8 protein-coding genes are annotated in these 12,164 nt (G+C 74.0%); all 8 read right to left on the minus strand.

The genetic code is table 11. From position 1 onward, the window contains the following. Nucleotides 1-159: 159 nt before the first annotated feature. The 8 genes from ACZ6AA_RS30345 to ACZ6AA_RS30380 all read right to left on the minus strand — a co-directional run bounded on the left by ACZ6AA_RS30345 (nt 160) and on the right by ACZ6AA_RS30380 (nt 11,927). A complete protein-coding gene (locus tag ACZ6AA_RS30345; RefSeq protein ID WP_468461311.1) occupies nt 160-771 on the minus strand; it encodes a hypothetical protein in 612 nt (203 codons plus the stop codon). Between the two features lie 220 nt (nt 772-991). After that, nucleotides 992-1,471: a carboxymuconolactone decarboxylase family protein gene (locus ACZ6AA_RS30350; protein WP_471461222.1), complete on the minus strand. Its 480-nt coding sequence runs from the start codon at nt 1,469-1,471 to the stop codon at nt 992-994. Then, entirely contained in the window at nt 1,468-2,547 is a 1,080-nt protein-coding gene (locus tag ACZ6AA_RS30355; RefSeq protein ID WP_471461225.1) for an NAD(P)H-dependent amine dehydrogenase family protein, read from the minus strand. The genes ACZ6AA_RS30350 and ACZ6AA_RS30355 overlap by 4 nt, the downstream gene beginning before the upstream one ends. A 100-nt stretch (nt 2,548-2,647) precedes the next feature. Next, nucleotides 2,648-3,598 carry a GDSL-type esterase/lipase family protein gene (locus ACZ6AA_RS30360; protein ID WP_471461228.1) on the minus strand — a complete coding sequence of 317 codons (951 nt, stop codon included), beginning with the start codon at nt 3,596-3,598 and terminating at the stop codon, nt 2,648-2,650. A 25-nt stretch (nt 3,599-3,623) separates the two neighbouring features. Continuing rightward, nucleotides 3,624-4,958: an MFS transporter gene (locus tag ACZ6AA_RS30365; protein WP_471461233.1), complete on the minus strand. Its 1,335-nt coding sequence runs from the start codon at nt 4,956-4,958 to the stop codon at nt 3,624-3,626. Continuing rightward, nucleotides 4,955-7,516: a class III lanthionine synthetase LanKC gene (gene lanKC, locus ACZ6AA_RS30370; RefSeq protein WP_471461236.1), complete on the minus strand. Its 2,562-nt coding sequence runs from the start codon at nt 7,514-7,516 to the stop codon at nt 4,955-4,957. Before lanKC (ACZ6AA_RS30370) ends, ACZ6AA_RS30365 begins: the two co-directional genes overlap by 4 nt. A gap of 451 nt (nt 7,517-7,967) precedes the next feature. Beyond that, nucleotides 7,968-10,571, minus strand: coding sequence for a class III lanthionine synthetase LanKC (lanKC, locus tag ACZ6AA_RS30375; RefSeq protein ID WP_471461239.1), 2,604 nt, complete (start codon nt 10,569-10,571; stop codon nt 7,968-7,970). A 258-nt stretch (nt 10,572-10,829) separates the two neighbouring features. Continuing rightward, nucleotides 10,830-11,927: a radical SAM protein gene (locus ACZ6AA_RS30380; protein ID WP_471461241.1), complete on the minus strand. Its 1,098-nt coding sequence runs from the start codon at nt 11,925-11,927 to the stop codon at nt 10,830-10,832. Between the last annotated feature and the right edge of the window lie 237 nt (nt 11,928-12,164).

Here is a 12,164-nt window from a genome sequence, read left to right on the forward strand (position 1 = left end):
GGGGGGGGGGGGGGGGGGGTGTGGGTGTGTTTCCCTTCAACAAAGCCAACCACCTCCTCGGTGTAAACCCCGGCCGTCCCCTCTCGGAACCCCCCCCCCCGACCGTCCTCCCTTGCCCCGGCCGAGGGGGCCCGCCCCAGGGCACGGTGCACAGCCGCGTCAGTAGAGCTTCTTCACCGCCGTGGCCGTCGTGGTCTTGAAGGCGGAGACCGGGGCGTCGGAGAAGTCGCCCATCTGCCCCCAGTGCACGAGCGTCACCGTCCTGCCGTCCCGGCCGACCGCGTACATGTTGATGTCGGAGGCGCCCCAACTCGCCTCGGTGTGGACGCCGTAGACGTGCGCGCCCTCCTCGACGTTCACCTTGCCGTAGTACTTCTGCGCCGCGGTGACGTCGGGGTACTGCGCCATCACCTTCTTCGCGCAGCCCGCGAGGTCCTTGCGGAGCAGCTCGGCGAAGGCCTTGGCCCGCTGCACGTCGCGCTCGACCACCGTCACCTGCAGGGCGCCCGTGTCCAAGTCCGTGCGGTAGGCGCGGTGCACGGACGTCGACGGCAGCGCCTCGCCGCCGCACATCGGCAGCGGGTCCGGCTGGCCGGAGGTGATCGGGCCCGCGTGCCAGGCCGACGACGCGTGCGGCGGCAGCTCGGACGCGGACAGGAAGCGAGGCGTGCCCTCGGCGGCCGAGGCCGGAACGGTCCCCACCGCCACGCCCGACGCGGCCACCACGGCGGCCGTCGCCAGCAGCTTCACATTCACACGCACACTCATCATCGACATCTCCCCAAGTCGGATGCGTCGGCCCGTCGTTCCGGGCCGATCTGACCGCCCCCGTGCACGGCGACCCATTACGCCTCATACGACCCGCGGCACCCCGCACCCGTTGCCCCCGCGCATGTCACGGATCTGTCCGTCATGTCACCGAACGGCAACAGCCGTACGGAGCAAGGAAGTCGGCGCGGGCGAGGGTCAACGCACCCGAGAGGCAGGGGAGTCAGTGCGTGGGCAGGGCGCAGACGCTGTCGATGCCGAGCACGTGGTTGAGCCTGCCGAATGCGAGCCACGAGCCGATGCTCATGCTCAGCTCCACGATCTCCACCTGGCTGTAGTGCGCCCGCATCCGCGCCCAGAACGCCTCGTCGAGTCCGTGGTGGTCCAGGGCGTACCGCTCGGCGTACTCGGCGGCGAGGCGGGTGCGGTCGTCGAAGGCGTCGGTCGTGCGCCACGCGGTGACCGCGTCCGCGAAGCCGTCCTCGACCTTCTTCCCGTCGCGTTCGGTGCGCCAGTCCAGGCAGAAGACGCACCCGTTGATCTGCGCGGTCCGCAGCCGCGCCGCCTCGAACTCGCGCAGCCCGAGCGTGCTGTGCTCGTACACCGCGAGGGAGAAGTTCGCGGCGGCCGCGCCGATGCCCGGGACCATTTCGCCCCACACGTACCCGATCGGCTCCTGGCCCTCGGGAATGTCGATGATCATGGCAACTTCCTTCCCAGGCTGCCCACCGCGGGCCGCAGCGGGACGTCGAGGGCGTCGTAGAGACCGGGCTCCGCCGCCGCGAGCCAGTCGATGGCGCCCACCAGACGGCCGACCGCGGTGGCGTTGCCGCCCGCCGACCGGTTCTCGCCCTCGTCGGTGGCCTCGACGGTGACCGCGATGCGCGGGCGGCCCTCGATCAGCACCCGGTGCGCGCCGTCGCCGTCCGGGGGAGCGGGCCAGTCCGGGGCGCAGGAGGGGTGGATGCGCGTGATGTGCTCGATGACGATGCGGGGCTCGCCCGCGACGATGCCCTGCACCTCGAACCGCACGGCGCCCTGCGTGCCCGCCTCGAACCGCCCCATGGTCCGGGTGGTCACCGTCGTGTCGAGCGGGCGGCGCTCCACCGTCTCGCGGATCTCGTCGAGTTCGACACCGAGGGCGCGGCACATCAGGCGTATCTGCCCGCCCCACACCATGGTCGGCACCGACTCCGCGAGCATCAGCGGCTCGTACGCCATCGGGTGTCCCATGCCGATCAGATCGCGGACCGAGGTCTCCTGGTCGTACGTCGAGTAGTCGAAGATCTCCTGGCAGCGGATCACGTCCAGGGTGGTGCCGAGCCCGCTGACCAGGAGCGGCAGCACATCGTTGGCCCAGCCCGGGTCGACGCCGGAGACGAACAGCGAGCCGCCACCGGCCGCGATCGCGGCGAGGACCGGGTCGCGCAGTTCGGGCGGGGCGCCCACCTTGTCGTAGAACGCGTACAGCGACGGCGTCACGACCACGGCTCCGACGCCGATCGCCCGGATGACGTCGGCCATCGCGTCGTCCGGGCGGATGTCACCGGACGCCGCGTACACCACGGCGCGCGGCCGGGCGGCGAGCACCGCGTCGACGTCGTCGGTGGCCGCGACCCCGAGCCCGCGACCGAGCCCGGCGAGTTCCCCGGCGTCCCGGCCGACCTTGGCGGGGTCGTGCACCACCACGGCCGCCAACTCCAGCGCCGGATGGGCGTCGACGGCGCGGACGGCCGCCCGTCCCACATTGCCTGTGCCCCAGACCACCGTGGAAATCATGCGGCGGAGGGTAACGACAGGGCCTCGCACTTCCTAGAGGCACGACCGCACCTTGTGCGCGGAGCGCGGGCCGGGGGAGGGGACGGCGGTGTCCCGAAGGTCAGCTGCTGAGGGCCTGGAGGTGCCGGTGCAGTGCCTGATGGCCCTCGGCGGTGGGGTGCAGGCCGTCCACGAGGAGTGCCGCGTTGTCGCGCAGGGGCTCCCACACGTCGAGGTGGTCGACGTGGTTCTCCTCGCACCACTTCCGCAGGAACGCGCGCAGGGCCAGGGCTCGGGCCTGGGTGAAGCGCAGGCCTTCGTAGTCGCGGGTCCGGGCCTCGTCGACCCACGTCGGTCCCGCGACGACGAGGCGCGCGTTGTGGCCGAGGGCCGTGGCGGCCAGCGAGCGGAGGCCGGCGGCGATGTCCGTCAGCCAGTCGTCGGTGGCCGCAGGACCGGTGAGGGGGAGCGCGGAGTCGTTGATCCCGGCGGCGACGAGGAGCGTGTCGGGCAGGCGGGGGGCCAGGAGCGCGGGCGTCTGCGCGCTGACGTCGCGCAGGGTGCTGCCGGGGACGGCGAGGTTGAACACCCGGTGCGCGGTCTCGTCGGCGGCGATGTGGGCGGCCGCGAACCGGGCTGCCCAGCCGCCGTCCGGATCGCAGCGGCCGTACGCGATGCTGTCCCCCACGATCACGACGCGGGCGGCCGGGCGCAGCGGCTTCGCGTCGAGGTAGGCCCAGGCGGTCTCCCCGGAGGACAGCAGGACCCGGCGGCGTACATAGTCGTCCACCTCGTAGGCGTCGGCCGCGGCGAGGTCGTCGTCTGTGAGGTGCAGGACGGCGCCCTCGACCGCGGCGCCGTGCTTCCGCGCCAGGGTGAGGTGGACGTCGAGGCCGCTGGTGGCGATCACGGCCGGGTCGGTGATCGGCAGGGGCCTGGTGGTGTGGCCCGCGAGGGACGCCGGCGTGCTGGGCACGGCCTGGCCGAACAGGGAGGTCTGGACCCGCTCGTCCAGCAGCGTGCCGAAGGAGAACAGGGTGTGTGGGCGGAGCGGGGACACCTGGGGCGCCAAGGCCTTTCTTCCGGGAAGTGGAAGATCATCCTATGTGCGCGTCACCGGCCTCGTGCGGCCGGGGGACCTGGGGCGTCGCAGGTGGGGGTCGGTTTCCGTCGGCCGCGGGCTCCGGGGTCGCGTCCTTCTCGGCGGGCGACCGGAACGTCCCCTCGCCCGGCGACACCGCGGCGAGCACCGCGAGCAGCCCCCCGAAGACGAGGAACACCGCGGCGGTCGGCATCCCTTCCAGCAACACCCCGGCCAGCGTCGCCCCCAGCGGAGGGGTGGCCATGAACAGCAGCCCGATCGTGCTGTTCGTGCGGCCCTGGAGATGGTCCGGAGTGTGGCGCAGGCGGGCGAGGGTCATGACCGAACCCGAGACGGCCACCGCGAGGGCGCACCCCGCGAGGAGGGCGGCGAGGCCCGCCGCCGTCGAGGTCAGGGCCATCGCGCCCACCAGGACCGTGCACACGACCCCGGTGGCGAGCAGCAGCGTGGAGGAACGCAGGCGCCTGCCCGCGAGCGGCGCGAGCATCACCCCGGCCATCGCCCCGACCGCCGATGTCGCCGTGATCATCCCGACGGACAGCGCGGACACACCCTGCCGTGCGGTGGTCACCACGATCGCCAGGTACACCCCGTCGAAGACGAAGTTCTGCGCCGACGCCACCAACGTGAGGCGCCGCAGCAGGCGTTGGCGCCACAGGAACCGCAGCCCCGTGGTGAACGACGGCCACCAGCCCTCGCGCGCCCCCGGCGGAAGTCCCGGCCGCACCCGGAGCGCCAGGACACAGCACACCGAGATCGTGTACGAGGCGCAGTCCAGCCAGAACGGCCAGCTCGCCCCCACGCCGAACAGGGCGCCGCCGACCACAGGACCCAGGAGGTAGGCGGCCTGCCCGCGCACCTGGTTGACGGCGAGGGCCGTGGGCAGCCTGGACTCGGGCACCACTTGCCGCACCAGCGGCAGCAGCGCCGCGTTGAACGGCGCCGTGAGGAACCCGAGGACCGCCCCCGCGACGAGGAGCACCGGAAGGGACGCCAGCCCGGCGAGGACCGCCGCCGCGAGGGCCGCGCTCGCCACCGCCCGGCCCGCCTCGCACGTCAGCAGCACCGTGCGCCGGTCGAACCGGTCGGCGATCGGCCCCGCGGGCAGGCACGCGAGCGCCAGCGACCCCGTCCACACCGCCTCCACCAGGCCGACGTGCAGCGGCGAACCGGTGGAGCGCAGGACGAGCAGCGGCAGCGCGATGGCGGCCGCGCCCGAGCCGAGCAGGGACAACCCCTGTCCGGCGCACAGGAGTTGGAAGTCCCGGTTGCGGCGGAGGCTGTCGGGTGCGCGGGCCCCGCGCCGCGAGGTGACACCCCGGTGCGTCACCTCGGCACCCCGACCGGCGTCCGGGCCTCCAGGAACGGCAGCGCCGCGTGCCGCGCGTCCGTCGGACCGCCCCGCAGCGCGGTGTGCACGGCGAGCAGCACCCCGGCCGTACCGGTGGCCAGGTCCATCGACAGCCGGAGCAGTCCGTCGAGCGCGAAGGCCCGCCGTCCCCGGAAGCGCACGCAGTGGAGGCCCAGGCCGCGCAGGTGCGGAGCCAGTGCGGAGCCTGGGCCGGCTAGGTGGGCGGTGGCGTGCAGCAGCCCCGCCTGACCGCCCAGGAGGCCGGGGGAGAGCAGGAGTTCCGTCCCCAGGCCGTCGCGGATGCGGTCGCGTACGCGTGCGAAGTAGGGGTCGTCGGCGCGCTGGACGTACGCGTCGAGGACCAGGCCGATCCCGGCGCTGCCGCGGTCGAGGGTCGACAGCCACCGCTGCCCGTCCCTGACCTGGACCCGGCCTTCGCGCGGCGCCCCGCAGCGGCCGAGGTCGCGGGCCAGCGCGGTCTCCGCGAGGCGCAGCCACCGGTCGTCGTCCGTCGCCGCGTGCAGGTGGACGAAGAGCAGGGCCGGGCCCGACCAGCCGTGGGTGAGCCCCACGGCGTCCGCCGGGCCCGGCAGCCGCCCCCCGCCGGTGACGATCCGCGCGAGGCGCTCCCCCGGAGCTCGCGCGGCGTCCACGTCACCGAAGCGCAGCCGCGCCAGACCGATGCCCGCGAGGCCGCCGAACAGGCCCGCGCCGCACCGGTCGAGCCCGATGTCGTCGATCCGGTCGAGGGCCGCGCGCGCCTCGTCGGTGCGGCCCAGCTCGTCCAGGACGTACGCGACGCCCGCGAGCCCGTCGTACAGCCCCGGCCGCGGCCAGCGGGTGCGCTCGGCCGCCCGCGCCAGCCAGTCGGCGTACCCCTCGAAGCCGGGGTCGTCGCCGTACCCGGAGACGAGCAGCGCGTGCAGGACGCCCGCCGCGCCGAACGCGAGCGAGGCGCCCTGGTTGTCGAACTGCCGCACGTCGCCCGGGAAGAGGCGGTCCTCGCGCTCCGGCGTGGCGCTGAGCCGGATCGCCTCGGCCAGCGAGTCGAGCGCGGCGCGCCCGTCGGCGCCGGGCTCCTCCGGCCAGCGCGAGCCGTCCGGCGGGATGTCGTCGTCGGCCCGCGGCCAGTGCGGCGGCGGGGCCAGCCGCTCGCGCAGCCGCGTGGTGAACTCGGGCCGCACGGGGAAGCGTCCCCGCGTCCAGTCCGTCAGTTGGACGTACTTGTCCCGGTCGAAGCGCAGCAGCGGTGTCAGTGGGCAGAAGAGCGCGAGGCTCACCGCCGCGAGCCCGTACGTGTCCACGGAGCGGCCCGATCGCGCCCAGCGGGCGGTGAACCCGGGCGTGCCGAGCGCGGGCCGGCGGTCCTCGGCGTCCTCGAACGCCGTCTCGAAGTCGACCAGGCACACGCTGTCGTCCGGGCGCACCATGATGTTGCCGGGCTGGAGGTCCCCGAAGACGACGCCCCGCGCGTGCAGGGCGGCCACCGCCTCCTCGACGCGGCCGATGACGCCCTGGGCCCAGAGCGTGTACGCGGCGAGGTCCGACTCGTCCGCGCCGTCCCGGAACAGCGGGTGCCGACGGCCGACGGCCTCTTGCAGCGTCTCGCCCTCGATCAGCTCCTCGACGAGGAAGTGGTGCTCCCAGTGGCGTACGCGGCCGTACAGCGCGGGGACGCAGCCGAGCCCGGCGAGGCGCTCCAGCATCCCCTGCTCGTGCGCGAGCCGGGCCACGGCGTCCGCGCCCCGGTCGTCGAGACCGGCGTGCGGCCGCGCCTCACGGAGCACCACGCGGCGGCCGGTGCTCTTCTCGACGGCGCGGTAGACCCCGCCCCCGTTGGAGAAGTGCAGCGCCTTCTCGACCCGGTACGGGAAGCCGCCGGGCGCGGCCGCGCGGGACGCCTCGATGTGCGCCGCGAGGAAGCCGGGCGGCTCCACCCACGGGGGCACTCGGAAGGACGTGCCCCGCAGATCGGGCAGCAGAGCGCCGTCGGGGCCCTCCACCGCCGGGACGTACTCGCCGTCCGGCGCGAAGCAGTAGGCCAGCTGGAACCCGCCGTGGCGCATGTACAGCGGGCCGTCCTGCCAGCGCAGGTCGCTGAGGACGTACGCACCCTCGACGCCGCCGAGGAGTTCCGACAGCTCGGTGAGTGTCCGTTCGAGTTCCTGGTCGTCGGCCGGGTAGACGGTGACGAGCTTGCCGCTGGCCGAGCGGGGTGCCTGCTTGCTGTTCATGTGGTGGAAGAGCACGGAGCTGCGCAGGAACTTGAAGCTGACGGAGCGTCGGACGCAGTAGTCCCAGACGGTGTCGACGACGTGCTCGGCGCGGTCCGCCGTGGCCGAGGCGTGGATCTTCCAGCCCTGGTGGGGCAGGGGGACGCCGTCGGGGTGCAGGTTGATCCAGCCGCCGCGCTCGGTGCGCACCCACCCCGAGGGCGTCGGACCGCCGGTGCGGGCGAAGCGCTCCCCGGTATCGTCGATGCGGTCGAGCGCGTCCACGAAGCAGTCGTCGGCGATGAGGTGGCCCTGGGCGAGCATGGCGCGTGCTCCTTTGCGGAGTCGTCGGGAGGGAAGGGGTTCGGAATTAGGAGCGGTGGAAGTTGCGGCGCACGGGGCTCCTGGACCGGGAGAGGACCAGGAGCCCCGGCTGCCACCAGTGGCGCCGATCGCCCCCCTCGGCCGTGAGGGGCCACGGCCGGAAGGCGGTCGGGGTGGCGAGCTGGCTGTGCGTCAGGCGACGCCGCGGGCGCTCTCGAAGCTGTTGGCGCAGGGCCACAGGGAGGTTGTCTCCTCCTCGAGCTCCTGCAGTTCCAGGATCTCCGCCATGTGTGTCACCCCCTCGGTACGGTCGCTGTGGTGGCGGGCGGGACGCACGGTGCGGCGTGCGTCAGCCCATGCCGATGCTGCTGTGCGAGCTGTTGGCACACGGCCACAGGGAGGGGGTCTCCTCCTCGAGCTCCTGCAGGTCCAAGATCTCCGACATCCGAAATCACCTCCTTCCGTCGGCTGGTGGGAACGTCGACCGCGGGTCGAGGTAGGGCAGGGCGGGCCCGCCTCCCTCGAACGCGGAGTCCAGGGCGAGCAGCACGCCCGCCGCGCCGGTCGCGAGGTCCGCGGACAGGCGCAGCATCCGGAAACCCGGGAAGGCGAGCTGCCCGCGGTAGGAGTGCGCGTACCAGGCCATGCGGCGCACCTGGGCGCGCGCGGCCTCGCCGTCGCCGGGCCCGTCCATCGCGGCGAGCACGGCGATGGCGCCCGCCCGGCCGCGCAGCAGCCCGGCGTTGCGCACGTACAGGGCGCGGCAGGTGTGCCGCACGGCGGCGAGCGTGGCCGAACGGGCCGGGTCGGGGCGCCGCCGCAGCAGCGCCCGCAGCGGGAACGCGAGCCCGCCGCTGCCACCGTGCAGGTACGGCAGGTGGTGGGTGCCGTCGAAGAGCGTGAGGGCGCCGTCGGGGCCGGTCGCGCACCGGGCGGTGTCGAACCGGAGCGCGCGGTCGGCGAGTTCCAGGAACCGGGCCGGGCCGCCGTCCTCGTACAGGTGCAGGAAGAGCAGGGCGATCCCGGCCGGGCCGTGCAACAGGCCGTAGGGCGGGGGAGTGCCGGGCCGGGGGACGGGCGGGCCGTCCAGGACGAGGGCGGCGAGGTCGTCGGCGATGCGCAGGGCCGCGTCGTGCAGCGCGGTGTCGTGGGTGACGCGGGCGAAGCGCAGCAGGTTCAGGGCGATTCCGGCCTGGCCGCCCGCGAGGTCCGGGCGGACCGTGCGGGCGTCGAGGGGACGGGAGCGTTCGAGGACTTCGAGGGCCCGGTCCCGGTGGCCGAGCAGGTCCAGGGTGAGGGCCACGCCGTGCAGGCCGTCGTAGAGCCCTGGCCGGGGGTCGGGGTCGCGGGTCGCCGCGTCCGCGAGCCAGTCGGCGTATGCGCCGGGGACGGGCGCGCCCACCCGGTGCAGCGCGTACAGGACACCGGCCGCGCCGTGGCCGAACGACGTGCCGCCGAGCGACACCGGGCCGAACGGGGTGCCGGGGAACAGCCGGTCGGCGCGCTCGGGCGTGGCCATGGCGTGCAGCCCGGCCACCAGCCGTTCGCGCAGGGCGGGCCAGTCGGGGCGCTCCGCGGCGAGCGCCCGCGCGTCGTCGGGGCCGTCGGCGTCGCCCGGTCCTGCACCCCGGCGCAGGCGTGCCAGGAGCGTGGCGCCGAAGCCCGGGGGCAGCGGGTAGAGCTCGTCGACCGCCTCCGTGAGGACGCGCAGCGTCGCGGGGGCGCGGTGGGGCACGGGCAGCAGCAGCCACAGCCTCAGGCTGTCCAGCAGATGGGCGTGGGCGGCGGCGCCGCGCAGGCCGACCGGGGCGGTGAAGCCCTCCTCGCCGACACTCGGGGGCCGGTCGTCCGTGAGGTCGGTGGCCGTGCGCAGGCGGGTGAGGACGACGCGCCCGTCGGGGCGCAGGACGATGTGGTCCGGGTCGAGTTCGCCGAGGCGTACGCCGTGCCGCTGGAGGGCGCCCAGGGCGTCGGCGACGCGGTCGGCGACGTCGAGGGCCCACTTCGCGTAGTCCGCGGCCTCGCTGCGCGCGCGGTCCTCGGTGGTCAGCGGGAAGGCGGCGGCCGCGGCCTCGGCGAGGGTGCGCCCCTCGGGGGCCTCGACGGCGAGGAAGTGGTGCCCCGCCCGGACGTGCCGGCCGACGATGTCGGGCACGCAGTCCAGGTCCGCGAGGCGTTCCAGGAGCGCGCGTTCCCGGGTGAGGCGGGTGACGGCGTCGTCGCCGCGCACGTCCAGACCGGCGTGCGGGCGCGCCTCGTGCAGGAGGACGGGCCGGTCCGTGGTCGTCTCCGTGGCGCGGTACGTGCCCTCGCCGGTGGTGAGGGACACGGCGCGGACTCCGCGGTAGGGGAACGGGGACCGGGGCGGGGCGAGGAGGCCCTCCAGGTCGGCGTGCAGGACCTCGGGCAGGGCGACCCAGTCCGGGAGGCGGAAGACGGGGCGCCGGTCCTCGGGCACGAGCGTGCCGTCGGGCCGCTCCAGGGCGGGCACCAGGTCGTGCTCGTCGCCGGGGGCACGCGGGTGGCCGTCGGCGGGACATCGCCGGTTCTCGGCGGCGGCGTAGCGTACGTACAGCGGGCCCGGGCCGTGCCGCAGCGCGCCCGGGACGTAGGGGCCGGGCAGCGGGGCGAGGAGCGCGGTCAGGTCCCCGAGGGCGGCGGCGAGTCCGGTCTCGTCGGCCGGGTGCAGGACCATCAGGTCGGCGCTGGTGAGGCGGTCGGCGCGGATGTCGGCGAGCGCGCGGGCCGCGGTCACGCCACGGACCAGGTCGCAGGCGAGGCCCCGGTGCACGCAGTACTCCCGGACGATCTCCGCCGTCCGCTCCAGCTCCGGCAGCGTCACCGAGACGTGGATCCGCCAGCCCTGACCGGGCGTCCGCACGGCGGGCGGCCGCAGCCGCACCCACCATCCGGCCTCTGTGCGCTCCCATCCGCGCGGCGGCTGGCGCAGCACGGCGGAGAGCCGGTCCGTGGCGTCCTCGGCCAGCCGTTCCGGGAATTCGAAGAAGTCCGGGTCCGCGCGGTAGAAGCGGTCGTAGTCCTGAAGTTTCATCATGGCGCGGTCCTTTCAGCCGGAATGAGGAGCCGAACCCGCTGTCGGGCGGTGGCTCGTGGACGGGGCGGTACGGGGAATCCGGGGGAGAATCCGGACGGAATACGGGCGAGTTCCGGACAGAGATCAGCTGCGTTCTGGACAGCGGGCGGAAGGGTGGTGGACGGGAAGCGGAGGGGTGACGGCGGGGCAATGGCCGACCGGTGTCCGTCGCGGAATGCCGGTATGCGAGGGCGATATGACGGTGGAATACCCGCGGCGTCAGACGGAGTGCCGCCCCGATGCCCCCTGGGCGGTGACCGCCGTCGGGTCGATGAATTCCGGCGGATTCGTACGGACCGAACGCCGGTCGAAGCGGGCGATGTCCTCGGCGGTCCCGAAGCGGCGGTCCATGTGCCGGACGGCCTTGGCCCAGGACTCCATGGAGTGCACGGTGGACAGGGTCTCCACGACGAACGGGTCCTTGAGCCGCGCGAGCGTGCGCTCCCAGAGCACCGACGCCGGCTCCTCCAGGAGGCTGCCGACGGTTCCCTCGTACACGGGGATCCCGCGGACCAGGCCGTCCGGTTCCACCTGCATCACGAGGGTGTCGACGCGCCGGGCGACGCGCTCGGGGTTCATCGCCAGGTTCATGTTGTCCGTGGTGTGGACGGACACCGACGGCGGTGCCAGGTCGCGCAGCCGGGAGCGGAGTGTCCGACTCGTCAGATGGGCGACCTGGTCGTCGTCGAGGAGCTCGTGCGCGCAGAACTCCGGGCGGCTGGCGAGCCCTTCGGGCACGGCCGCGTTGAACCCCAGGGTCGCCAGGTGCGGGAACCGGTGGGCGATGTCGGCGGCGAAGGCCTCCAGCTGCGGGAAGTTGCTGCGGATCACCACACAGTCGATGCCGAAGCGCAGCCGCCCCCGTGCGGCCGCGCTCCGTTCCCCCGCCACCTCGTCGAGGAGTGCCAACGTCGCAAGGACCCGGTCGAAGGAACCCTTGCGGCCCCGGATGCGGTCGTGCACCTCGGGCGTCGCCCCGTCGAGGCTGACGATCACCTCGTCGAACCGGTCCGCGAGCCGTTCGGCGAGCGCCCGGCTCATCACCCAGCCGCTGGTGTTGATCGACAGCTTCACTCCGCCGGCCCGCAGCCGCTCCGCGACGTCGAACAGGCCCCGGACGACGAGCGGTTCGCCTCCGGACAGGGCCACGACCCGAGGCCCGAGCGAGACGAGCGCGTCCGCGACCCGCAGCATGTCCTCAAGTCCGAGCTGCCGCGACGGCCGCCGCCCCGATTCCGAATAGCAGTGCGAGCACCGCAGTGGGCAGGCGTACGTGGTGTCCCACACGACCACTTCCGGACCGGAACAACGACTCATGACAGCCACCCGCTCTCGAGGAATCCGCGTCGGCGATTGAGTTCCGAGTCTTCTCGCCGGCGCCATTCCGCGGCACCTGGGCACCCCCCAAACCGTATGGCGGTTTTCCTCCATACGCGGTGGATTATTTCCGTGGACGCCCGTCGTGACGACGGCCGATAATGGCGTCCGTGGCAGGCAGAAGCAGGGGGATGTGCCTTGTCGCGGTAAGTGGCGGAGTGTTCATGCTCTGGGCAA

Source organism: Streptomyces sp. NPDC040610, from assembly GCF_055594065.1.